The sequence below is a fragment of the Streptomyces sp. KM273126 genome (assembly GCF_004337435.2).
GTDB classification, from domain to species: Bacteria; Actinomycetota; Actinomycetes; order Streptomycetales; family Streptomycetaceae; genus Streptomyces; species Streptomyces acidicola.
In genome coordinates, this window is the sequence record NZ_SJXB02000002.1 from 344,627 (window position 1) to 368,576 (window position 23,950).

Annotated in this window: 19 protein-coding genes and 1 pseudogene; 10 read left to right on the forward strand and 10 right to left on the reverse strand. The window is 69.6% G+C overall.

The features are described from left to right. Positions 1–43 precede the first annotated feature (43 nt). Entirely contained in the window at positions 44–3,214 is a 3,171-nt protein-coding gene (locus E0500_RS32125; RefSeq protein ID WP_131568160.1) for an efflux RND transporter permease subunit, read from the forward strand. Positions 3,215–3,260: 46 nt separating this feature from the next. Here the strand turns inward: E0500_RS32125 and E0500_RS32130 are convergent, their stop codons facing one another. Then, positions 3,261–3,458, reverse strand: a complete 198-nt coding sequence (locus E0500_RS32130) for a DUF397 domain-containing protein (RefSeq protein WP_131568158.1) — start codon at positions 3,456–3,458, stop codon at positions 3,261–3,263. Further along, the gene (locus E0500_RS32135; protein WP_131568156.1) at positions 3,437–4,282 is read right to left on the reverse strand and encodes a helix-turn-helix transcriptional regulator; all 846 of its coding nucleotides are present in this window, start codon (positions 4,280–4,282) and stop codon (positions 3,437–3,439) included. Before E0500_RS32135 ends, E0500_RS32130 begins: the two co-directional genes overlap by 22 nt. Positions 4,283–4,544: 262 nt before the next feature. On the opposite strand from E0500_RS32135, the gene E0500_RS45185 reads away from it, so the two are divergent. Then, positions 4,545–4,733 (forward strand): hypothetical protein, encoded by a 189-nt coding sequence (locus E0500_RS45185; protein ID WP_309505263.1) that lies wholly within the window; start codon positions 4,545–4,547, stop codon positions 4,731–4,733. A gap of 57 nt (positions 4,734–4,790) precedes the next feature. Here E0500_RS45185 and E0500_RS44490 read toward each other — a convergent pair. Beyond that, positions 4,791–4,973: pseudogene (locus E0500_RS44490) on the reverse strand (GNAT family N-acetyltransferase); the annotation flags it as partial. Positions 4,974–5,093: 120 nt separating this feature from the next. Between E0500_RS44490 and E0500_RS32145 the strand changes: the two are divergent. Both E0500_RS32145 and E0500_RS32150 read left to right on the forward strand, forming a co-directional pair. Beyond that, the gene (locus E0500_RS32145) at positions 5,094–6,065 is read left to right on the forward strand and encodes an ATP-binding cassette domain-containing protein (protein WP_131568154.1); all 972 of its coding nucleotides are present in this window, start codon (positions 5,094–5,096) and stop codon (positions 6,063–6,065) included. Beyond that, positions 6,062–6,850 (forward strand): ABC transporter permease, encoded by a 789-nt coding sequence (locus E0500_RS32150; protein WP_131568152.1) that lies wholly within the window; start codon positions 6,062–6,064, stop codon positions 6,848–6,850. Before E0500_RS32145 ends, E0500_RS32150 begins: the two co-directional genes overlap by 4 nt. On the opposite strand, the gene E0500_RS32155 is transcribed toward E0500_RS32150, so the two are convergent. From E0500_RS32155 to nadA, 3 genes are all read right to left on the reverse strand, one after another. After that, entirely contained in the window at positions 6,831–9,962 is a 3,132-nt protein-coding gene (locus E0500_RS32155) for a BTAD domain-containing putative transcriptional regulator (protein ID WP_131568150.1), read from the reverse strand. The two genes, E0500_RS32150 and E0500_RS32155, sit on opposite strands and share 20 nt — an antisense overlap. Before the next feature lie 175 nt (positions 9,963–10,137). Continuing rightward, complete coding sequence (locus E0500_RS32160) at positions 10,138–11,628, reverse strand: ATP-binding protein (RefSeq protein WP_165935135.1); 1,491 nt, start codon at positions 11,626–11,628, stop codon at positions 10,138–10,140. Between the two features lie 172 nt (positions 11,629–11,800). After that, the gene (gene nadA, locus E0500_RS32165) at positions 11,801–12,985 is read right to left on the reverse strand and encodes a quinolinate synthase NadA (RefSeq protein WP_131568148.1); all 1,185 of its coding nucleotides are present in this window, start codon (positions 12,983–12,985) and stop codon (positions 11,801–11,803) included. Between the two features lie 334 nt (positions 12,986–13,319). Between nadA and E0500_RS32170 the strand changes: the two genes are divergently transcribed. Beyond that, the gene (locus E0500_RS32170) at positions 13,320–13,676 is read left to right on the forward strand and encodes an iron-sulfur cluster assembly accessory protein (RefSeq protein WP_131568145.1); all 357 of its coding nucleotides are present in this window, start codon (positions 13,320–13,322) and stop codon (positions 13,674–13,676) included. A 124-nt stretch (positions 13,677–13,800) separates the two neighbouring features. Here the strand turns inward: E0500_RS32170 and E0500_RS32175 are convergent, their stop codons facing one another. Continuing rightward, entirely contained in the window at positions 13,801–15,636 is a 1,836-nt protein-coding gene (locus E0500_RS32175; RefSeq protein WP_309505264.1) for a hypothetical protein, read from the reverse strand. A gap of 191 nt (positions 15,637–15,827) precedes the next feature. Beyond that, positions 15,828–16,046: a hypothetical protein gene (locus tag E0500_RS32180; protein WP_131568143.1), complete on the reverse strand. Its 219-nt coding sequence runs from the start codon at positions 16,044–16,046 to the stop codon at positions 15,828–15,830. A gap of 133 nt (positions 16,047–16,179) precedes the next feature. Here E0500_RS32180 and E0500_RS32185 point away from each other — a divergent pair, with 133 nt between their 5' ends. Beyond that, a complete protein-coding gene (locus tag E0500_RS32185) occupies positions 16,180–17,154 on the forward strand; it encodes a carbohydrate kinase family protein (protein WP_131568141.1) in 975 nt (324 codons plus the stop codon). Positions 17,155–17,195: 41 nt separating this feature from the next. Here the strand turns inward: E0500_RS32185 and E0500_RS32190 are convergent, their stop codons facing one another. Further along, positions 17,196–18,578 carry a cysteine desulfurase/sulfurtransferase TusA family protein gene (locus tag E0500_RS32190; RefSeq protein ID WP_131568139.1) on the reverse strand — a complete coding sequence of 461 codons (1,383 nt, stop codon included), beginning with the start codon at positions 18,576–18,578 and terminating at the stop codon, positions 17,196–17,198. 348 nt (positions 18,579–18,926) lie between these two features. Between E0500_RS32190 and coxB the strand changes: the two genes are divergently transcribed. The 4 genes from coxB (at position 18,927) to E0500_RS32210 (ending at position 23,422) form a co-directional block, all read left to right on the forward strand. After that, entirely contained in the window at positions 18,927–19,919 is a 993-nt protein-coding gene (coxB, locus tag E0500_RS32195; RefSeq protein ID WP_399120406.1) for a cytochrome c oxidase subunit II, read from the forward strand. Then, positions 19,916–21,655 (forward strand): cytochrome c oxidase subunit I, encoded by a 1,740-nt coding sequence (gene ctaD, locus E0500_RS32200; protein ID WP_181587305.1) that lies wholly within the window; start codon positions 19,916–19,918, stop codon positions 21,653–21,655. Before coxB ends, ctaD begins: the two co-directional genes overlap by 4 nt. Next, on the forward strand, positions 21,652–22,050 hold the full coding sequence (locus tag E0500_RS32205) for a cytochrome c oxidase subunit 4 (protein WP_131571368.1): 399 nt from the start codon (positions 21,652–21,654) through the stop codon (positions 22,048–22,050). Before ctaD ends, E0500_RS32205 begins: the two co-directional genes overlap by 4 nt. 130 nt (positions 22,051–22,180) lie before the next feature. Then, positions 22,181–23,422: an Ig-like domain-containing protein gene (locus E0500_RS32210; RefSeq protein ID WP_131571366.1), complete on the forward strand. Its 1,242-nt coding sequence runs from the start codon at positions 22,181–22,183 to the stop codon at positions 23,420–23,422. A gap of 52 nt (positions 23,423–23,474) precedes the next feature. On the opposite strand, the gene E0500_RS32215 is transcribed toward E0500_RS32210, so the two are convergent. Then, a complete protein-coding gene (locus tag E0500_RS32215; RefSeq protein WP_131571363.1) occupies positions 23,475–23,873 on the reverse strand; it encodes a response regulator transcription factor in 399 nt (132 codons plus the stop codon). Between the last annotated feature and the right edge of the window lie 77 nt (positions 23,874–23,950).

Genomic DNA, 23,950 nt, shown 5'->3' on the forward strand with positions numbered 1-23,950 from the left:
CGCGTGCCTGCTTCTGCCGCTCCCAGAAGAAAGACCCTCACCCATGTCCTGGCTGTCCCGGTTCAGCCTCGCACAACGGGCCCTGATCGGCCTGATGTCGATCATCGCCATCGCCTTCGGGGCGATCGCGATACCCCAGCTCAAACAACAGCTGCTGCCCACCATCGAACTGCCCATGGTGTCCGTCCTGGCGCCGTACCAGGGCGCGTCGCCCGACGTCGTCGAGAAGCAGGTCGTCGAGCCCATCGAGAGGAGCCTCGAAGCCGTCGACGGCATCACGGGCGTCACCTCCACGGCCAGCGAGGGCAACGCCCTGATCATGGCCTCCTTCGACTACGGCCCCGGCACCGACCAGCTCGTCGCCGACGTCCAGCAGGCCGTCAACCGGGTTCGCGTCCAGCTCCCGGACGACGTCGACCCGCAGGTCGTCGCCGGTTCGACGGACGACATCCCGACCGTCGTCCTCGCCGTCAGCTCCGGTTCAGGCCAGGACCAGCAGGCCCTTGCCGACAAGCTGGACCGGACCGTCGTACCCGACCTGAAGGCCATCGACGGCGTCGGCCAGGTGACGGTCGACGGCGTAAGGGACCTCCAGGTCGCCGTTACGCCCGACGACAAGAAGCTCGCCAAGGCGGGCCTCACGCCGGCCGCGATCGGTCAGGCCCTGCAGACCGGCGGTGCGACCATGCCGGCCGGCTCGTTCGACGAGGGCGGCTCCAACCGCACCGTCCAGGTCGGCGGCGGCTACACCTCGCTGAAGCAGATCGAGGACCTGATGGTCACCGGTCAGGGCGGCCAGGGCGGTCAGGGCGGCCCGGGCGCCGCGAAGCCCGTGCGCCTCGGTGATGTCGCCACCGTCAAGGAGCAGGAGGCCCGCGCCGACTCCATCACGCGCACCGACGGCAAGCCGAGCCTCGCCGTGAGCGTCACCATGGACCGTGACGGCAGCGCCGTCGCCATCTCGGACGCGGTCAAGGACGCGCTGCCCGGTATGCGCAAGGACCTGGGTTCGGGCACGGACATCACCGTCGTCAGCGACCAGGGCCCGGCGGTCGCCAAGTCCATCAGCGGCCTCACGACCGAGGGCACGCTGGGTCTCGTCTTCGCGGTCCTCGTCATCCTGGTGTTCCTGGCGTCGATCCGCTCGACGCTGGTCACGGCGGTGAGCATCCCGCTCTCCGTGGTCCTGGCGCTGATCGTCCTGTGGACCCGCGACCTCTCCCTGAACATGCTCACGCTGGGCGCGCTCACCATCGCCATCGGCCGGGTCGTGGACGACTCGATCGTGGTCCTGGAGAACATCAAGCGCCACCTCGGGTACGGCGAGGAGCGCCAGGAAGCGATCATCAAGGCGGTACGGGAGGTCGCGGGCGCGGTCACGTCCTCGACGCTGACCACGGTCGCCGTCTTCCTCCCCATCGGTCTGACCGGCGGCATGGTGGGCGAGCTGTTCGGCTCGTTCTCCCTGACGGTGACGGCGGCGCTCCTCGCCTCCCTCCTGGTGTCGCTGACGGTCGTCCCGGTGCTGTCGTACTGGTTCCTGCGCGCCCCGAAGGGCACGCCCGAGGACGCCGAGGAAGCACGCCGCAAGGCGGAGGAGAAGGAGGCGAAGAGCTGGCTCCAGCGCGTCTACGTCCCGGTCCTGCGCTTCGCGACGCGCCGCCGCCTGACGAGCGTGGCGATCGCGGTCGTGGTCCTCATCGGTACCTTCGGCATGGCGCCGTTGCTGAAGACGAACTTCTTCGACCAGGGCGAGCAGGAAGTCCTCAACGTCAAGCAGGAGTTGAAGCCGGGCACGAGTCTGGCGGAGACGGACCAGGCGGCGCAGAAGGTCGAGAAGATGCTCGCGGGCATCGACGGCGTCAAGGACTACCAGGTCACGATCGGCTCGTCCGGCTTCATGGCGGCCTTCGGCGGCGGTACGGACACCAACCAGGCGTCCTACACGGTCATGCTGGAGGACTCGGCCTCGGCCGAGACCGTCCAGAACCGTATCGAGGAGGGGCTCGGGAAGCTCTCCGGGATCGGTACGACGACGCTCGCGGCCGGGGACGGCTTCGGCAGCCAGGACCTCAGTGTGGTCGTGAAGGCGGCCGACGCCGACGTGCTGCGCAAGGCCGCCGACGAGGTCCGCGACGAGGTCGCGAAGCTCGACGACGTCACCGACGTCACGAGCGACCTGGCGACGAGCGTGCCGCGCATCTCCGTACAGGCCAACGAGAAGGCGGCCGCGGCCGGCTTCGACAACACCACCCTCGGTGGGGCCGTCGCCCAGGCGGTACGCGGCACGACGAGCGGCAAGGCGACCCTGGACGACACGGAGCGCGACATCGTCATCAAGTCGGCGAAGCCGGCGGAGACGATGGACGAGCTGAAGGCCCTGCGTCTGGGTGCGGTGAAGCTGGGCGACATCGCGGACGTGAAACTGGTCGACGGCCCGGTCTCGATGACCCGTATCGACGGTCAGCGGGCGGCCACCATCACGGCGAAGCCGACGGGTGACAACACGGGCGCGGTGAGCGCGGACCTCACGGCCAAGCTGAACGCGCTGAAGCTCCCGGCGGGTGCCACGGCCGAGATCGGCGGCGTGTCGCAGGACCAGGACGAGGCGTTCGCGAACCTGGGCCTGGCCATGCTGGCGGCGATCGCGATCGTGTTCATGCTCCTGGTCGCCACCTTCCGCTCCCTGATCCAGCCGCTGATCCTCCTCGTCTCGATCCCCTTCGCGGCGACGGGTGCGCTCGGACTGCTGGTCGTCACTGGTACCCCGATGGGCGTCCCCGCGATGATCGGCATGCTGATGCTGATCGGCATCGTGGTGACGAACGCGATCGTCCTGATCGACCTCATCAACCAGTACCGGCGCCAGGGTTACGGCGTGGTGGAGGCAGTGCTGGAGGGCGGCCGCCACCGCCTGCGTCCCATCCTGATGACCGCCCTGGCGACCATCTTCGCGCTCCTGCCGATGGCGCTGGGCATCACGGGCGAGGGCGGCTTCATCGCACAGCCGCTGGCGGTGGTGGTGATCGGCGGTCTGATCACGTCGACGCTGCTGACGCTTCTGCTGGTGCCCACGCTCTACGCGATGGTCGAGCTCCGCAAGGAGCGCCGGGCGAAGAAGAAGGCGGACAAGCGGGCGAAGAAGAACGGGGCCGAGGCCCCGTCCCAGCCGACGGAGTCGCAGCCGGGAGAGCCGGAGCCTGCGGGCGTCTGATGGGTTGATGGTGGCCCCGTACATCCTTGTACGGGGCCACCGTCGTTTACATCTTCAGTGAGTTGACGAACTCGTCCCAGGCGGTGGCCGGGACGACGAGCACGGGGCCGTGGGGATTCTTGCTGTCGCGTACGGGGACGACGCCGGGGAAGTCGTCGGTGATCTCGACGCATTCGCCCCCGTTGGCATTGCTGTAGCTGCTCCGGCGCCAGTGGGCGGTGCTCAGCTCGGGGGTGTGTCGCATGGCTTGTAGTCCTCCATCGCCTGTCGGATCAGCTCCGCCGAGGCGGCCGGCGGGAGGGCGTTGGCGCGGAGCACTTCGTAGTGCCGCCGCCACTTCTTCACCGAGTCCCGGTCCTCGTAGAGGTGGCCGACCTCGATGCCCTCTTCGTAGGCCACGGTTGAGCCGTTGGGAAGGGTCAGCAGGGTCAGAGCGCCGCCCATCAGGTAGTGCGCACCGGCACTGAAGGGCATCACCTGGACCTTGCTGTCCGGAGTATCCACCTGCCTGAGCAGCGAGGCCAGTTGTTTGTACATGGACTCCTGGCTGCCAAAGGGCCTGCGGAGTACGGCCTCGTCGATGATCGCCCAGCGGAGCGGAGGCTGAGCAGAGAGCAGCCTGGCCTGCCGGGAGATCCGTGCGGTGACGCGCTCCTCCACCTGCTCCGGGGTCAGCTCTTCCCGGAGGCTGAGTTGTGCGTCCGCGTATTCCCTGGTCTGCAACAGCCCTGGGAGAGCCTGTGCTCCGAAGTTCTCGATGACCTCCGCCTGCGCCTCGAAGTCCATGAACCGCCGGTATTGGTCCGGATGCGCCTCCCGCTTGGCCAGTTCGTACAGCCCGTGGAAGTGCTGGTCCGCGCCGAACGCCGCGTCCAGCCGGTCCGGCAGATCCGGCGGCGGCATCAACTCCGCCGTCTCCACACGCGCGAGCGTGCTCTTGCTGGAGTTCACGATGCCCGCTAGCTGTACGAGCGACAGGCCCGCGCTCTCGCGATGGCGACGCTGCTCGGCGCCGAAGTAGTGACGGGCAGAGAGGTAGGGGGTCAGGGTCTGCGGCTTGAACGCCATTGGTCTCGCCTTCCTGTTGTTGCCGTCCCGTTCTCAACGTAGGGACGAGGCGCTGCTGTTGAGGCACGTGTCATACAGCGACGATGGCAACACAAACAGTAACGACGTCCAGGTCCGCATAGGGGCTGGTTCGACTTGAAGGGAGCGACACATGGTGATGCGGGACGGAACGGGCACCCCCTTGAGGCTGCTGCCGTGGACCACAGCAGACGGTCGTCCGTGTTACCTGAGCGCGGAGGACCCTGGGAGCCGACTGTCCCGTATGGCCGACGAGTTGGAGGCGGAACTGCTCGGCTCGGCCACGTACGTCCTGGCCGCCGCCAAGCCGCTCCTGGACGAACCGCGCGCGGAAAAGCGGGAGTTGCGCTTCGCGGGCGTACGGCTGGCCGAGGCGCTGGGGGATGTGTTGCGGATCGCGGAGAGCAGGGGCGCGCGGCTGTCGGATGAGTGAGTGAGGTCGGGCGGACGCCAGGGCGGGGTCACCTTCCGCCGAGGGTGCACCGCGGTGTCACAGGGCCCGGCGCATACGGGCCCGAGGCCACCGGTCCATGCCGTGTGCCGCCTCGCGTTCGCGGATCTTCCGCAGGCCAGGGGCGAGCCCGCTGTTGTCCAGGAGCCGAAACCCGCAGCGCGCGTAGTAGGGGGCGTTCCACGGGACCTCGGGGAATGTGGTGAGGGTCAGGGCGGGCGCCTGGAGCCCCCCCCGGCTTCGGGAAGGGCGGGTTCGGGGCGTACCCTCCGCCGCCCGGTTCCAGGGCGCTGAAACCATCGTGAAACCGCGCTGAATGCGCCCTGCCGCAACCTCTGCGGCATGACGTCAACGACCTCGCACTCACTCGCCATCGCGGCCAAGGGGCTGCGCAAGGCCTACGGGGACAAGACGGTCCTCGACGGCATCGACCTGGCGGTGCCGGCAGGCACCGTCTTCTCCCTGCTCGGCCCGAACGGCGCCGGCAAGACCACCGCCGTCAAGATCCTCTCCACCCTCATCACCGCCGACGCCGGAGACCTGCACGTCGGCGGCCACGACCTGGCCGCCGAACCGCAGGCCGTGCGCGCCGCGATCGGTGTCACCGGACAGTTCTCCGCCGTCGACGGCCTGATCACCGGCGAGGAGAACATGCTCCTCATGGCGGACCTGCACCACCTCTCCAAGCGCGAGGGACGGCAGGTCACCGCCGAGCTGCTGGAGCGCTTCGACCTCACCGAGGCCGCGAAGAAGCCCGCCTCCACCTACTCCGGCGGCATGAAGCGCCGCCTCGACATCGCCATGACGCTGGTCGGCAACCCGCGGATCATCTTCCTCGACGAGCCGACCACCGGCCTCGACCCACGCAGCCGCCACAACATGTGGGGGATCATCCGCGAGCTGGTCTCCGACGGCGTCACCGTCTTCCTCACCACCCAGTACCTGGAGGAGGCCGACGAACTCGCCGACCGCATCGCGGTACTGAGCGACGGCAAGATCGCCGCCGAGGGGAGCGCCGACGAGCTGAAGCGGCTCATCCCGGGCGGGCATGTGCGGCTGACGTTCGCCGACCCGGCCGCGTACCAGTCCGCCGCCGTCGCCCTGCGCGAGGTCACCCGGGACGACGAGGCGCTCGCGCTGCAGATCCCGAGCGACGGCAGCCAGCGCGAGTTGCGCTCCATCCTCGACTGGCTGGACTCGGCCGGCATCGAGGCGGACGAGCTGACCGTGCACACCCCCGACCTCGACGACGTGTTCTTCGCCCTGACCAGCGGCACCAACGTCCCCAACCAGCCCAAGGAGACTGTCCGATGAGCGCCCTCTCCCTCGCCGTACGCGACTCGAACACGATGCTGCGCCGCAACCTCCTGCACGCGCGGCGCTACCCGTCCATGACCCTGAACCTGCTGCTCACGCCGATCATGCTGCTGCTGCTCTTCGTCTACATCTTCGGAGACGTGATGAGCGCGGGCATCGGCGGCGCTGCCGACCGCTCCGAGTACATCGCCTATATCGTCCCGGGCATCCTGATGATGACCATCGGATGTACCGTGGTCGGGGCCGCGGTGTCCGTCTCCATGGACATGACCGAGGGCATCATCGCCCGCTTCCGTACGATGGCGGTCTACCGCGGCTCTGTGATCATCGGGCACGTCGTCGGCAGCGTGCTGCAGGTGCTCGCCAGCCTGGTCCTCGTCGGCGCCGTCGCCGTGGCCATCGGCTTCCGGTCCACGGACGCCACGGCCCTGGAGTGGCTGGCGGCGTTCGGGCTTGTCGCGCTGTTCGCCCTGGCGCTCACCTGGATCGCGGTCGGCATGGGACTGGCCAGCCCCAACGCCGAGGCGGCCAGCAACAGTGCAACGCCGCTGTTCCTCCTGCCGCTCATCTCGAGCGCCTTCATCCCGGCCGACACGATGCCGGGCTGGTTCCAGCCGATCGCCGAGTACCAGCCGTTCACGCCGGCCATCGAGACCCTGCGCGGCCTGCTGCTCGGCACCGAGATCGGCAACAACTGGTGGATCGCGATCGTCTGGTGCGTCGGCCTGACCGTCCTCGGCTACCGCTGGTCGATGGCGTTGTTCAACCGCGACCCGAAATGAGCGCGCGAGCTGCCTCCCGCAGCTCGTCCCGCTCCAAGGTGGCGTACTCCGACACCGCGTCGGCGTACGCCGCCCTGTCGGCGTCCTCGGCCGCCTGCCGGGCGCGGGCCGCCGACATCGTCGGCTGGAACTCGCGCAGCACCCGCAGCCGTTCGGCCAGCGCGATCATCCGTACGGCACAGGCGTCGCCGGACGCGAGCCCCGCCATGCCGAGGGCGTGCAGCACTGTCCCGAACACAGGGAGCTCCATGGGCGAGCCGGACGGACCGGAGAGCAGGGTCCGCAGCCCCTGCCGCAGTCGGTCGACCGGCTCCGCGACCAGCTCGAGACGGCCGGCGTGCGCGTGCGCCGTCACCGCCGCCGACTGGATCTGCAGCGCCCACGGGTCGAGCAAGGGATCGCTGCTGTACATGGAGTCGGTCTCGGGCAGCCGCTCCATGGCGCTGCGCCACAGGCCGAGCCCGACCTCCGTCAGTCCGCGGGCGAGCGCGATCTCCGCGCGCCCGCCGAGGTCGGGGCTGTAGAAGGCGTCCCGCTGCGGGGTGTTGTCGCTCTCCGCCTGCCGCAGCCAGTACTCGGCCTCGTCGGGGTCGCCGCGGTGCAGGCAGGCGAGGACGAGGGACAAGCGGATGAAGATGTAGTCATGCCCGTCGTTGAGCCGCGGCAGCACCTTGAGCAGCGCCTTGAGGTGTCCGTACGCGGCCTCGCCCTGCCCCATCCGCAGGCACAGCTCGCTCAGCCGGGCGTGGCCCATGAGCAGCAGGGACGGATTGTCGACCGGCTCAAAAGCGGCGATCATCCGGCGGGCCGAGGCGAGCGAGCGGTCGATGTCGTGCTCGTACTCCCAGACGTAGGTGGCGACGCACTCGGCGATGCCGGCGACCCGCGGCTGCTCGCTGTCGCAGAGCTTCCGCAGCACTTCGTAGTCGGGAGGCAGCATCTCAGGGACCGCGCGCAGCACCACTGCGATGGCGCGCAGCAGCGTGTCCGGCGGGGCCGGGGGCAGCCGCCGAAGCGTGACGAGCTGGCGTACGACGTGCGGGCCGTAGCCCATGAACAGACCCGCCGTGCACAACACCGTGGCGGCGCGGGTGACTTCGACGTATTCGGGCCCGGGGTAGTAGTGCGACAGCGGCGGGCCGGTGTCGGCCGCGAGGGCCGCGAGGCGGGGGAAGTTGGAGTCGGTCGACCACAGGGCGGCGAGGACGGCGGCGAGGGCGGCGATGGTGGGGCCGTCCGTACGGGCCAGGGCGTGCCGCAGGGCCAGCACGAGGTTGTCCTGCTCGGCCCTGATCCGCTCCCAGCCGGCCAGCGGTTCCGAGCCGAAGAACCAGTCGTGGTTCGCGACCCCGAACTCCCGCGCCCAGGTGAGGAACCGGCCGACGGCCTCCTCGTCCTCGCCCGCCTCCGCGCGCCGGGCCGCGCTGAACTCCCGTACGGTCTCCAGCATCCGGAACCGCACGCCGGCCGGGGTGTCGGCGACGGTGAGCAGCGACTGACCGGCCAACTCTTCCAGCAGGAACAACGCATCCTCGCCCAGCACCTGCTCCGCCGCTTCGCCCAAGAAGCCGCCGGGGAAGACGGACAGCGTGCGCAGCGCCGCCCGGGCGTCGTCCGCGAGCAGGTTCCAGCTCCACTCCACGACCGCGTGCAGCGTGCGGTGGCGCTCCGGCACGCCCCGCACCCCGCCGCGCAGCAGCGCGAAACGGTCGCCGAGGCGGCGGGCGATCTCCGGCACCGACAGCACCCGCACCCGCGCCGCGGCCAGCTCCACGGCGAGTGGCAGCCCGTCGAGGTGGCCGCAGAGTTCGGCCACCGCGTCCGGCGGCGGCAGCTCGACGCCGGGTCGCGCGGCCCGGGCCCGTTGCGTGAACAGCTCGACGGAGGTGTCGAGTTCGAGCTCCGGCAGCGCATACACGGCCTCCGATGTCAGGCCGAGGGGGGCCCGGCTGGTGGCGAGCGCCCGCAGGTCCTTCGAGGACGAGACCAGGGCCTGTACGAGGTCGGCGGCGCCCCGGACGACGTGCTCGCAGTTGTCCAGCACCAGCAGTGTGGGCCCGGAGCCGAGCACGCCGAGGATGCCGGACACCGGGTCGGCCGCGGCATGGCCGCTCATGGCGCTGTGCCGCCCCTCGCCCGCGCCGAGAGCGGAGGCCACCTCCGCGGCCACGTCCTCGTCCGCGGTGACGCCGGCGAGCGGCACGAAGTACACCACGCGCTGCTCGGCCCGGCGGCTGACTGCGTGCGCGAGCCGGGTCTTGCCGAGGCCGCCGGGGCCGACGACGGTGACGGCGCGGGAGGCGCGCAGCAGCCGCTCCACCGCCGCGATGTCCTCCTCCCGTCCCAGCAGCTGGTTCGGCTCGTGCGGCACGCCGTGCCTGACCACAGGCGCCTCGCCGCACAGCAGCTCCCGCTGTACCGCCCTGAGCCCGGCGCCCGGATCAGCGCCGAGCTCGTCGCGCAGCTCACGGCGGTACGCCTCGTAACGAGTCAGCGCGGCGGACGGGCCAGCCGTCGCCGCCTCGCTGCGCAGCAGCTCGGCGAGCACTTCCTCGTCGCGCGGATGCTCCGCGGCGGCCACGGCCAGCGGCCCGGCCGCCTCCGCGTGCCGTCCCAGCCGGGCGAGCGCGAGCGCCTGCGCGCGTACGAGCGTGCCGCGGACGGGGGCGCGCTCGGTGCGCAACGCGGCTAAGGGGTCGTCAGTGTCGCCGGCCCCGTCAGGGGTGCCCTCCCACAGCGCGAGCCCGGCCTCGGCCGTCGCTAGCGATCCCGCGTGGTCCCCGGCCCTGGCCCGGTCCGCGCTCGCGGCGGCGTGCAGCAGCAGGGCGGAGCTGTCGACCTGATCCTCGGCGAGGGTGAGCCGGTATCCGGTCGGCGTGCTTGCGACGACGTCGGCGCCGAGCTGCGCCCGCGCCCTGGACACGAGGACCTGCAGCGCCTTTCCCGGCCGCTCCGGCAACTCGTCCGGCCACAGCCCTGCCACGAGCCGCCCGGTGCTGCAGCCCGTGCGCAAGTCGCCTGCGAGCAGCGCGAGGAGGCCGCGGAGCCGGGGCGCGGTGACCTCCTGCCCGCGATAGGCGACACGCGGCAGCAGAGTCAGGTCGGTGGTCACCCGTGCAGATTAGCCAAGGCCCGGCCGCCGGTACTCCCGCCGCGGGCCGAACTCCCGCTGCGCGGGCGGCCCTCGCGGTTGGACAGCTCGGCGGCGCGGAGGCGCTGCGGAGCGCGGGACGCGCGGTGTCCAGGTGCAGCCAGGCATGGGGCGGGCCGTTTGCCCGCCGGGACGGCTACGCCCCGCCGTACAGCCGCTCCAGATCCACGAGAACCACTTCGCCACGTTCGGCCGCTGCTTGTAGGGCTGGGGTGAAGCCGGTACCGCTGTAACAGGCGGGGCGGGCGTGGCTCGTGTCGATGCCTCGGGATGCGAGGAGTCCCAGGACGTGGCGGAGCCGGTCGAGGTGGCGTACGTCCATGACCTTGTTCCATTTCGCTTCGCCGACCGACAGCAGGATGCCGTGGTCCTGGCCGACCGCACCGCGGACGACGACGTCGACCTCGTGGGAGGTGCGCGCGGATGGATCGGCGACGGTCCCGGAGGTGACCTCGATGGGCAGGGCGCCGAAGGTGTCGGGTTCGGCGTGCCAGGAGGCCCACTCGCGGCACAGGTGCTCGAAATGTGGACCGGCCACTTTGCTCAGGAACGTGTCCCGGGACATGGCCCAGGCCTTCGCCGGGTTGCGCCGCTGTGTGAGCAGTCCCTGGTTCGGGCGTACGACCGCGTGGTGGAACGTGATCAGGGGTTCGGCGATGCGGTACGCGCTTCGATTGCCACGGAAGGCGTCGGGTTCCACGGTCAGCAGTCCGCACCGCTTGAGGACGGTGAGCGGCTGAGAGATGTCGGTGGCCTTGCGGCCGATCGCGCTCGCGATGCCGCCGTTGGTGTGGTTGCCGCCCGCGACCGCCGCCAGGAGTGAGTGGTACAGGGCGCGGTCGCGTACGTCCGGTTCGGCGGTGAGCAGGAACTCCGCCTCGCCGTGCAGGGGGCGTGCGGGGTTGAGTACCGTGCGGCACACCCAGTCGTCGAAGTCGTCGAGTCCCGTCGGTACGTCGTCGCCCACGAACTCCCGCCGGTAGGCCGGGGTTCCGCCGACCACGGCATGCGTGAGCACGGCGAGCCGCGGATCGGCGATGCCCCAGAACGTCGCCGCCTCCCGGTAGCCCAGGGAGTGGACGACGAGGTCGAGTCCCGCGCGGCCGTACAGCGGTGAGGTGCCCGACAGCAGCCCGCCCATGAACGACATCGCGCTCCCGCACAGCAGCAGGCGCGGATGCCGACGCAGATGACGACCGCCGCGGACACCCAGCGTGGCCTGGAGGCGGGAGGGGAGAGACGCGTCACCCCGGACCAGATAGGGGAATTCGTCGATGACCATGGGCACGGGGCGCTGCGCGGCCAGGTCGAAGAGGAGCTCCAGGGCCTCGCTCCAGTCCCTGGGGCGCGGTGGCACAGGCACGTCGGCGAAGCGTCCGATCGCCTCCCCGAACAGACGCAGCGACTCCGTGGCCGTCGCCTCGACGGCGGTGAAGTAGAAGCCGCCTGTCGCTTCCGTCAGCGCTTCGAGCAGGAAACTCTTTCCCTGTCGACGACGCCCGGAGACGACCCCGAGGCGCGGACCAGCCCCTTCGTCGCTGATGAACGCGGTCAGCTCGCTCCACTCCCGGTCACGGTCGAAGATCCGCGATGGCTTGGAGAGGCTGCGGTGGGAGGACTGCGACACGTGCACCTCATTTTTAGTGGCGTACTTCTAAGAAGTGCATCCCTAAGAACGAGAGCGCATCTGAGTGGACACGGGCAGGCAGTACACGGGCGGGCAGCAGACCGACGGGGCGAGGCCGACCGGTGGTCAGAACCCGCCCCGCCCATATGAGCCCGGTTGAGCCCGGTGCCGCTTACGGCAGCGCCAGCATCCGCTCCAGCGCCAGCTTCGCGAACCTCTCCGTCTCCTTGTCGACCTCGATTCGGTTGACGAGGTTGCCCTCGGCCAGGGACTCCAGGGCCCAGACCAGGTGGGGGAGGTCGATGCGGTTCATGGTGGAGCAGAAGCAGACCGTCTTGTCGAGGAACACGATCTCCTTGCCCTCTGGCGCGAAACGATTCGCCAGCCGCCGGACAAGGTTCAGCTCCGTGCCGATCGCCCACTTGGAGCCCGCCGGAGCCGCCTCCAGGGCCTTGATGATGTACTCCGTGGAACCCACGTGGTCCGCCGCCGCCACGACCTCGTGCTTGCACTCGGGGTGGACGAGGACGTTGACGCCCGGGATGCGCTCGCGCACGTCGTTCACCGAGTCGAGGCTGAAGCGGCCGTGTACGGAGCAGTGACCCCGCCAGAGGATCATCTTCGCGGCACGGAGTTCGTCGACGGTCACGCCTCCGCCCGGCTTGTGCGGGTTGTAGACCACGCAGTCGTCCAGCGACATCCCCATGTCCCGCACCGCCGTGTTGCGGCCCAGGTGCTGGTCCGGCAGGAAGAGCACCTTCTCACCCTGCTGGAAGGCCCACTCCAGGGCCCGCTTCGCGTTCGAGGACGTGCAGATCGTGCCGCCGTGCTTGCCCGTGAAGGCCTTGATGTCCGCCGAGGAGTTCATGTACGAGACGGGGACCACCTGCTGGGCGATCCCCGCCTCCGTCAGCACGTCCCAGCACTCGGCGACCTGCTCGGCCGTCGCCATGTCGGCCATGGAGCAGCCGGCGGCCAGGTCCGGCAGGACGACCTTCTGGTCGTCGCCCGTCAGGATGTCCGCGGACTCGGCCATGAAGTGCACACCGCAGAACACGATGTACTCCGCCTCCGGGCGCGCCGCCGCGTCCCGGGCCAGCTTGAAGGAGTCACCCGTGACGTCCGCGAACTGGATGACCTCGTCGCGCTGGTAGTGGTGGCCGAGCACGAAGACCTTGTCCCCGAGCTTCGCCTTGGCCGCGCGGGCGCGCTCCACCAGGTCGGGGTCGGAGGGAGAGGGCAGGTCGCCGGGGCACTCGACACCGCGCTCGCTCCTCGGGTCGGCCTCGCGGCCGAGCAGCAGCAGGGCGAGGGGCGTCGGCTGTACGTCGAGCTCCTGGGTCTGGGCGGTGGTCACGGCACGCACCCTTTCTGTTCTGCGGCTCGCCGGTCCGGGAATGCGGACCGGCGGGACATGCGGGACACCGTTACGGCTTTTCGTCGAATTGACGTTATCTATCATAACCGCTTCACGTCAGTTTGACGATGGCCATAGCGTCGATGTGACGTGAATCCCGACGGCCCGTCAGCCGACCCGGTGACCGGTGCTCCACAGGGCGCTCCCCGCTCCACGGCCCATGTGCGAGCATGAAGAGAGACGCGAAGGAAACCGTCCGGCCCGGAATGAATCCGCGGCCCGGCCGGTTGGACACGTCGGCAAGCAGTCTCCGTACAACCCGGGAGAGATGTAGATGTCCGTATCGGACGAGACCACCACCGTCACCGACGGCATCATCCTGACCGACGCCGCCGCGGCCAAGGTCAAGGCCCTGCTCGACCAGGAAGGCCGTGACGACCTGGCGCTGCGCGTCGCCGTCCAGCCCGGCGGCTGCTCCGGCCTGCGCTACCAGCTCTTCTTCGACGAGCGTTCCCTCGACGGCGACGTCGAGAAGGACTTCGGCGGAGTCAAGGTCGTCACCGACCGCATGAGCGCCCCGTACCTGGGCGGCGCCACCGTCGACTTCGTCGACACCATCGAGAAGCAGGGCTTCACGATCGACAACCCGAACGCGACGGGTTCCTGCGCCTGCGGCGACTCCTTCAACTGAGCCGCCCGCCCTTTCGGCGCACGCAGCGCGTACCGCGCACGTACCAAGCGCGTACGAAGGCGGCGTCCCCCTCCGACGGGGACGCCGCCTTCGTGTGCGTACCGGTGAACTGCCTGCTGGTGAACTACCTGGCGCTCGGGGCCCGGTCGGTGAGGCTCCCCTTCGGGATCTCCTTCCCGTTCGTGCCCACGACCTCGCGGTCACCGAGCGGCTTTTCCAGCCGCACCGTGCGCTCCAGGGCCTTCGCGATCAGGATGCAGACCTTGGTGTCGGACGGCTCCTCGGTCACGGTGACCGTCACCTTGCCGTTCGCCTCGTCCGCCGAGGCCGAGTACTCGCTGCACACCCCGCCCCAGAAGCTCACGGTCAGGTCGTTGCCCTGCGTCGTGTAGCCCTCGACCGGGACATTGCGCGTCTTCGGCGCCGAGCCCGAGGGCTCGCCCGGGTTGAGCGGCGACGGCGTGACCGACGACGGCGGCTCGGGCGCGGTCAGGTACGCCGGGTCGACCGCCGGGTGGGTCACCATGAAGCCCGCGCCGACCCCCTCCGGCCGTACCTGGAACAGCCAGGACGGCACGAGCACCTGCCGGCCCTCCGTGAAGCGCGCGGCCAGCCCGAAGACGGCGTCGTCGACGACGGTGACCGGGTCCGGCGCCGGAGCCGCGGTCGCCGGCTCGCACGAGGCCCCGTCCTCGCCCCTCAGCGGTACAGGGCCGGCGCAACCGCCGATGCCCTTGCGCCCGCCGTCGCCGGTGGCCCGGCCCGGTCCGTTCATCAGGTCCAGCGCCTTCTGCGCGCCGATGACGGGGTACGTGTCCCCCTTGACCGGCGTCTTCACGTTGCCGCTACCGCTGGTCACCTGACCGTCGGCGCCGATCTGGATGCCGGTCGTCCAGCCGTACGTGGGCAACCCGCCGACCTCGGGATCGGCGTTCACCGTCCTGATGGCGCCCGCGACCTGGGTGGTGTCCAGCTTGGCCGCGTCCTGGCCGACGGCCTTCAGCACCGGGGCGGCCGCCTTCTTCGCCGCGGCCTCGCTGACCGGGTCACCCCCGGCCGCGGTGTCCGAGGCCGAGGCGCAGACGTCGGCCTTCTGACAGTTGTCGGTGCCGGGTGCGTACCGGCTGAACGTCCATGTGCCCGGTGCGTCCTTGTTCACCTGGAGGCTCGGGCCGGAACCGTCCTTCGAAGCGCCCACCTTCCAGGTGTCGCCCTCGATCTTGGGGGTTCCCTCGACACCGAGGGCCTGCGCGAGGCGGGCCACTTCGGCGGTGGTCACGTCACCGGTCGACCGGTAGATGGGCGCGGAGGCCGGGCCGTCGGGGAGGTCGCCGTCGGCGCGGTAGGTCACGCCGTTGGGGTTGGGCTCGCCGGGGGCGATCCCGCTCGTACCGCCCTCGGTGTAGCCGTCGAGGGTCAGCGGCGGGGGAGTGCCGTCGCCGGCCGGGGCGCCGGAGTCGCTGCCGCCGCCGGAACCGCCGGTGGTGCCCGCGGCGAGGTAGGCCCCGCCGCCTCCGACGAGCAGCACCGCGGCCGCCACCGAGGCGATGAGCACGGAGGAACGCCCACGCCGGGCCTTGGGCTCCTCGACGCACTCGATGCCCGTGACCTCCTTGACCTCCTTGACCTCCGTGACTTCCTTGACCTCCTCGACGTCCTTGACACCCTTGACGCCTTCGACAGCGCCGGCGCTCACGTCGTTCCCGGCGAGTGAGGGGGCTTCCGGACGTGCTGGCTCCTCGGGGCGCTCAGACCGCTCGGAGCTTGCAGGCTCTTCGGTGCCTTCGGTGCCTTCGGTGCCTTCGGTGCCTTTGGTGCCGTCGCTGTTGTTGTCGCCCTTACCGCCGACGCCACTCTCGGCCTTCGCAGCGCTGTCCTCAGCGTCCTCAGCGGCCTCGGCGCACTCGGCACCCTCGGTGGTGTCGGGTTTCGCGTCGTTGTCGGGTCGCTCGGTGCTCACCGCATCGCTCCTTCAGCTCCACAGCTGTCCCTGGTGACCCGGTCCTGCCAGGAAGGAGGGGCACGGAAGGGTCGTATACCGGGTCCCCTTTAAGGGGGACAGCGATGGGACGCGGCGGGGGAGCGCACGGTTCCCTGTCCGGGCGCCTCTTGGCCGTCGAGTGCCGGACGGGCTTGGCCGCCGCGGCCGGCTCAGTCCCCGTAGTCGGACATCGCGTCCAGGAGGCGGGCCGACTCCCGGGGCACCGTCACACCGTGGATGAGTGACGGGGACACCGGGAGGGCAATGATCCGGTCGGGGGCCGCCCAGTGCGGCGCCATCCGGGCACAGTCGCCGCGCAGTGCCGCGAGACCGCCTTCCGGGTCGCGTGAGGCGGACCTGTGGACCTCTACGTTCCTGAGGTTCGTCATACCGGAACCGTATGCACCGCCGGAGCCGCGTAAAAAGACCTACTATCGGGTAGTTTCTCCCGCTTCAGTGTGGGAGGTCGACCCGATAGCGTGAACTGTCAATCCCCTCCCCTCGCAGGAGCGTGTCCTAGCCGTGCGTATCGCAGTCACCGGCTCCATCGCCAATGACCACCTCATGACCTTCCCCGGCCGATTCGCGGACCAGTTCGTCGCGGATCAGCTGCACACGGTCTCCCTCTCCTTCCTGGTCGACAAACTCGACGTCCGCAGGGGAGGAGTAGGTGCGAACATCGCCTTCGGCATGGGTCAGCTGGGCACGAAGCCGATCCTCGTCGGCGCGGCGGGCCAGGACTTCGACGAGTACCGGGCATGGCTGGACCGGCACGGCGTCGACACGGCCTCGGTGCGTATCTCCGAGACGCTGCACACGGCCCGCTTCGTGTGCACCACGGACGCCGACCACAACCAGATCGGCTCCTTCTACACCGGCGCCATGAGCGAGGCCCGCCTCATCGAGCTGAAGACCGTCGCCGACCGGGTCGGCGGCCTCGACCTCGTCTCCATCGGCGCGGACGACCCCGAGGCGATGCTGCGCCACACCGAGGAGTGCCGCTCCCGGGGCATCCCCTTCGCCGCGGACTTCTCCCAGCAGATCGCGCGCATGGACGGCGACGAGATCCGCATACTGCTGGACGGCGCGACGTACCTCTTCTCCAACGAGTACGAGAAGGGGCTCATCGAGTCCAAGACGGGCTGGACGGACGCCGAGATCCTCTCCAAGGTCGGCCATCGCGTCACCACCCTCGGCGCGCAGGGCGTGCGCGTCGAGCGGGCCGGTGAGGCGCCGATCGAGGTCGGCTGCCCCGACGAGGAGCGCAAGGCCGACCCGACGGGTGTCGGCGACGCCTTCCGCGCGGGCTTCCTCTCCGGTCTTGCCTGGGGCGTCTCCCTGGAGCGCGCGGCCCAGGTCGGCTGCATGCTCGCCACGCTCGTCATCGAGACGGTCGGCACCCAGGAGTACCGGCTGCGCCGCGCCCACTTCATGGAGCGCTTCGCCAAGGCGTACGGCGACGAGGCGGCCTCCGACGTGCGGGTCCACCTGACCTGAGGCGTATCGGCTCCGGCCCGGAGCCGATTGCTTCGACTCAGCTACGACAGCCGGCGGACCACGTAGGCCGAGCCCCGCTCCGCCGGCTCCTCACCCAGGTACTCCTGCCCCCGCATCTCGCACCACGCCGGGATGTCCAGACGCGCGGCCTCGTCGTCCGACAGGACGCGGACCGTGCCGCCGACCGGGACGTCCCCGATGACCTTCGCCAGCTCGATGACGGGGATCGGGCAGCGCTTGCCGAGCGAGTCCACGACGAGGGAGTCCTCCCGCGCGGTCGCCGCGGGAGCCGTGACCGGGGCGCCCAGCTTCTCGCGGACCGCCGACACCGCGGTCGGCAGGACGTCGAGGAACCGTTCGACGTCCTCCTCCGCTGTGCCCGGCGGCAGCGAGACCCGGACGTTGCCCTCGCTCAGCACCCCCATCGCCTTCAGCACATGGCTCGGCGTCAGCGTGCTGCTCGTGCAGGACGAACCGGACGAGACGGAGAAGCCGGCCCGGTCCAGCTCGTGCAGCAATGTCTCCCCGTCGACATAGAGACAGGAGAAGGTGACCACGCCCGGCAGCCGCCGCACCGGATCCCCCACCACCTCCACGTCCGGCACCGACGCCGGCACCCGCGCCCGGATCCGCTCCGTCAACTCCCGCAGCCGTACGGCCTCCTGGGCCGCCTCGGCCTGTACGGCCCGCAGGGAGGCCGCCGCCGCCACGATCGCCGGGATGTTCTCGAACCCGGCCGCCCGCCCCGACTCCCGCTCGTCCACGGGGCCCTGGGGCGCGAACCGCACCCCCTTGCGGACGACGAGCAGCCCGACACCCGACGGCCCGCCCCATTTGTGCGCACTCGCCGCCAGCAGGGACCAGTCACCCTCCACCGGCCCCCACGCCAGCGACTGCGCCGCGTCCACCAGCAACGGCACCCCGGCGGCACGGCATGCCGACGCCACCTCGGCCACCGGCTGCTCCGTACCCACCTCGTGGTTGGCCGACTGCAGACAGGCCAGGGCGGTGTCGGGGCGGAGCGCGGCGGCGTACGCCTCGGCGGTGACCGCACCCGCGCGGTCGACACCGACCCGCGTCACCGTGCCGCCTCCCGCCTCATGCATCTCCGCGGAATGCAACACCGAAGAATGTTCGACAGTTGACACGATCAGGTGAGTCCCGATCCGGCGACGCCCCGCCAGGGCCCCCGCGATCCCGGAGTGCACGGCCCGCGTACCGGAGGGGGTGAACACCAACTCGTCCGGCCGGCACCCCACGGCCTCGGCCGCCGCCTCCCGCGCCGCGTCGAGCAACATCCGGGCCCGCCGCCCCTCCCGGTACAGCCGCGAGGGATCGGCCCACCCTTCATCGAGAGAGACCTGAAGCGCCTGCCGGGCAACAGGATGAAGAGGAGCAGCGGAAGCAGCGTCGAAGTAGCCCACACAGCAACGCTAAACCTCCGGGGCAGTCACGAGGGGCGCGGGGAACTGCGCGACCAGCCCGCCACAAACCCGCAGTCGCCATACAAACCGACCCTTCCGAGCTACTAGGCGCCCCCAAACCCCCACCAGAACCCCCCAAGGGCCGGGCAACCCAACCCCCGCCCAACCCGCGGAGCGACCCGCCGAGCGACCCGCCACGCGTTGCCCACCCCTCCCGCAAGCCGCCGGACGGCGTCCAGTAGGGTTTGGTCCGCATAAACATCAAACCCCTGCCCGACGCAGGGCGGCGACCGACCAGCGAGAAGGCCGCAGCCAACAGCGCGGGCGAGACTCTCGGGAAGGCGCTACGTGAGTCCCAACGGCTCCGACCTCCCCCACCGCCTGAAGGGCGTGGGCGGTACCCCCATGCCGCGGCGCCCGATGCGGCGGAAGCTGCTGCAGGCACTGACCGCGGGCCTGGTCCTGGCGACCGCCACCGGTTGCACATACAAGGACTTCCCCCGCCTTGGTATGCCCACCCCGGTCACGGAAGAGGCTCCGCGGATCCTCTCCCTGTGGCAGGGTTCGTGGGCGGCCGCGCTCGCCACCGGCGTGCTGGTGTGGGGGCTGATCCTGTGGAGCGCCATGTTCCACCGGCGTAGCCGTACCAAGGTCGAGGTTCCCCCGCAGACCCGGTACAACATGCCCATCGAGGCGCTGTACACGGTCGTTCCGCTGATCATCGTCTCGGTGCTGTTCTACTTCACAGCCCGCGACGAGACGAAGCTCCTCGACACCTCGAAGAAGCCGGACGTCACGGTCAACGTGGTCGGCTTCCAGTGGAGCTGGTGCTTCAACTACGTCGCGAACGTCGAAGGCTCCACCGGCAACGCGAAGACCGACAAGAACCTGGACGCGATCCCGGACAAGTGGAAGAAGCAGTTCCCGGACAACGCGGGCGGCGTCTACACCTGCGGTACCCCCGGTGAGCGGAACCCGCAGACCAACAACCCCGGCCCGACCCTCTGGCTCCCCGAGGGCAAGACGGTCCGCTTCATCCTCACCTCGCGGGACGTCATCCACTCCTTCTGGGTGGTGCCGTTCCTGTTCAAGCAGGACGTCATCCCGGGCCACACCAATGTCTTCCAGGTCACGCCCAACGACGAGGGCACCTTCCTGGGCAAGTGCGCCGAACTCTGCGGCGTCGACCACTCTCGGATGCTCTTCAACGTGAAGGTCGTCTCTCCCGAGCGCTACGAGGCACACCTCAAGAAGCTCGCGGAGAACGGTCAGACCGGTTACGTCCCCTCCGGTATCGAGCAGACGAGCAACGAGAAGAACCGGGAGACGACCCAACTGTGAGCATCCTCAACGAACCTCAGGGTGCCGCCACCGCCGAAGGCTCGTACGAGAACGAGCTGCCGGTACGGCGCAGGCAGCCCGGCAACGTCGTGGTGAAGTGGCTGACCACGACGGACCACAAGACGATCGGCACCCTGTATCTGGTGACGTCGTTCGCGTTCTTCTGCATCGGTGGCGTGATGGCGCTCTTCATGCGCGCCGAGCTGGCCCGTCCGGGCACGCAGATCATGTCGAACGAGCAGTTCAACCAGGCGTTCACGATGCACGGCACGATCATGCTGCTGATGTTCGCGACGCCGCTGTTCGCGGGCTTCACGAACTGGATCATGCCGCTGCAGATCGGCGCGCCCGACGTGGCCTTCCCGCGGCTGAACATGTTCGCCTACTGGCTGTACCTGTTCGGCTCGCTCATCGCGGTGGGTGGCTTCCTCACCCCGCAGGGCGCGGCCGACTTCGGCTGGTTCGCCTACTCGCCGCTGTCGGACGCGGTCCGCTCGCCGGGCATCGGCGCCGACATGTGGATCATGGGTCTGGCCTTCTCCGGCTTCGGTACCATCCTCGGCGCGGTCAACTTCATCACCACCATCATCTGCATGCGCGCACCCGGCATGACGATGTTCCGCATGCCGATCTTCACGTGGAACGTGCTGCTGACCGCGGTCCTGGTCCTGCTGGCCTTCCCCGTCCTCGCGGCGGCACTGTTCGCGCTGGAGGCGGACCGCAAGTTCGGCGCCCATGTCTTCGACGCGTCCAACGGCGGAGCGCTGCTGTGGCAACACCTCTTCTGGTTCTTCGGCCATCCAGAGGTGTACATCATCGCGCTGCCGTTCTTCGGCATCATCAGTGAGGTCATCCCGGTCTTCTCCCGCAAGCCGATGTTCGGCTACATGGGCCTGATCGGCGCCACCATCGCCATCGCGGGTCTCTCCGTGACGGTGTGGGCGCACCACATGTACGTCACCGGCGGTGTGCTGCTGCCGTTCTTCTCCTTCATGACGTTCCTCATCGCCGTCCCGACCGGCGTGAAGTTCTTCAACTGGATCGGCACCATGTGGAAGGGCTCGCTGTCCTTCGAGACACCGATGCTCTGGGCGACCGGATTCCTGATCACCTTCACCTTCGGTGGTCTGACCGGTGTCATCCTCGCCTCGCCCCCGATGGACTTCCACGTCTCCGACTCGTACTTCGTGGTGGCCCACTTCCACTACGTCGTCTTCGGCACCGTCGTCTTCGCGATGTTCTCCGGCTTCCACTTCTGGTGGCCGAAGTTCACCGGCAAGATGCTCGACGAGCGCCTCGGCAAGATCACGTTCTGGACGCTGTTCGTCGGATTCCACGGCACGTTCCTCGTCCAGCACTGGCTGGGCGCCGAGGGCATGCCGCGCCGTTACGCCGACTACCTGGCGGCCGACGGCTTCACCGCCCTGAACACGATCTCGACGATCAGTTCCTTCGTGCTCGGCCTGTCGATCCTGCCGTTCTTCTACAACGTGTGGAAGACCGCCAAGTACGGCAAGAAGGTCGAGGTCGACGACCCGTGGGGTTACGGCCGTTCGCTGGAATGGGCGACCTCCTGCCCGCCGCCGCGGCACAACTTCCTCACCCTGCCGCGGATCCGCAGCGAATCCCCGGCGTTCGACCTGCACCACCCCGAGATCGCCGCGCTGGAGCAGCTCGGCCAGGGCGGCCCGGCTTCCGGTGAGCTCGCGGGCAGCGGCAAGGAGGCCGGCAAGTGAAGATCCAGGGCAAGATGTTCATCTGGCTGAGCGTCTTCGTCCTCGCCATGGCGATCGTCTATGGCGTGTGGTCGAAGGAGCCGGCCGGCACCACGGCGCTCTTCCTCGCCTTCGGCCTGTGCATCATGGTCGGCTACTACCTGGCCTTCACGGCCCGGCGGGTCGACGTCGGCGCGCAGGACAACAAGGAGGCCGACGTCGCGGACGACGCGGGCGAGGTGGGCTTCTTCAGCCCGCACAGCTGGCAGCCGCTCGCGCTCGGCATCGGTGGCGCGCTCGCCTTCATGGGCGTCGTCTTCGGCTGGTGGCTGCTGTACTTCTCGGCCCCGATCATCCTGATCGGCCTGTGGGGCTGGGTCTTCGAGTACTACCGCGGTGAGAACCAGAACCAGTAACACGCGCTGAGCGCCGAGGGGGCCCGGACACTCCGCCAGGAGGGTCCGGGCCCCCTCGTTTGCCGCACCGGATTCCCCCGTACGGCCCACCCGCCGTGCCACTCCGGTGGTCCCTTCCTAGCGTGAGGGCATGAGCCACTCACCGCGAACCCGCACGGTCGCCGGCCGCATAGTGCCGGCACTCACCCTCGGCATAGCCATGGCTGCCTGCACCTCTGGTGGCCACCCGCTCTCCGCCGATCCGTACGACGCGGCGGACCAGATCTCGTTCAACACCCCCACCGGCGACGGCAAGAAGGCCGACCCCGACAAGCCCCTGGAGATCACCGCCGACGACGACGGACGGATCACCGACGTCACGGCCGTGGACGCCACGGGACGCTACGTCGCGGGCGAACTCTCCGCCGACGGCAGGCGCTGGCACAGCACGTCCCCGCTCGCCGCCAACGCTCACTACACGGTCCGGGTGAGCACCGAGGACGACGACAGCGCCGTCGGCCGCAAGGTCCTCAGCCTCAACACCGGCAAGCCCGCCACCACGAAGCGGCTGAACGTCACCTTCGGCCCCAAGACAGGTACATACGGCGTCGGCCAGCCCGTCACCGCCGAGCTCAGCGCACCCGTCAAGGACAGCGCCTCACGGGCCGTCGTGGAACGCGCCCTGAAGGTCGACTCGACGCCCTCAGTCGAGGGCACCTGGTACTGGGTGGACGACACGAAGCTCCACTTCCGCCCCAAGGAGTACTGGCCCAGCAACGCCACGATCCAGGTGCACAGCAACCTGGACGGCATCAAGGTCGGTGACCGCCTCTGGGGCGGCAGCGCCAAGCCCCTGAAGCTCACCACGGGCGACAGCATCGTCGCCGTCACGGACTCCGCGACACACCAGATGACCGTCTACAGGAACGGCGCGGCCATCAAGCAGATCCCGATAACCACGGGTAAGCCCGGCTGGGACACCCGCAACGGCGTCAAGGTCATCCTGGCCAAGGAAGGCACCGTGCGCATGACCAGCGCCAGCATAGGTGCCGCGGAGTTCTACGACCTGACCGTCCACAACTCCGTCAGGGTCACCAAGAGCGGCGAGTACGTCCACGCCGCCCCCTGGTCCACCGGGTCCCAGGGCTACGCCAACGTCAGCCACGGCTGCACGGGCATGAGCAGCGCCAACGCCCAGTGGTTCTACGACACCGTGCGCGAGGGAGACCTCGTCCAGGTCGTCAACTCGAACGGCGAGATGATGGCCCCCTTCGGCAACGGCTTCGGCGACTGGAACCTGCCGTGGGACAAGTGGCGCGAGGGCAGCGCCCTGGTGTCCGGCACGTCGCCCCACCCTGACCAGGCTCTCCGCCTGAGCCCCGAGACGGTCTGACCCGAGTTCCCCGCGCCCCTTTCAGGGGGCGCGGGGAACTCCGCGTGCGGTCTCAGGCGCTCAGGGCATGCCGCCGCAGCAGGGAAGCCAGCGCGTCCGCGAACTCCACGGGCTCGACCGGCAGGGTCACCGCCGCATCGGCCCGGCTCCACGTGGCCAGCCACGCATCCTGAGGCCGCCCGATCAGCAGAAGCACCGGAGGACAGTTGAAGATCTCGTCCTTGATCTGCCGGCACACCCCCATGCCCCCCATGGGGACGGCCTCCCCGTCCAGAACGCAGACGTCGATCCCGCCCTTGTCCAGCTCCTTGATCACGGCACCCGGAGTGGCACACTCCACGAACTCGACCAAGGGAACGTCCGCCGCAGGCCTGCGGCCGGCGGCCAGCCGCACCTGTTCGCGGGTGTTGGAGTCATCGCTGTAGACCAGCACCGTGGCGGTCGGCTGCATTCTTCCTCCGAGACGTCAGCGTCGTACGGACAAGCACCGTTGCGCGGATGCTACTCCCTTGAACACCACGTCAACAG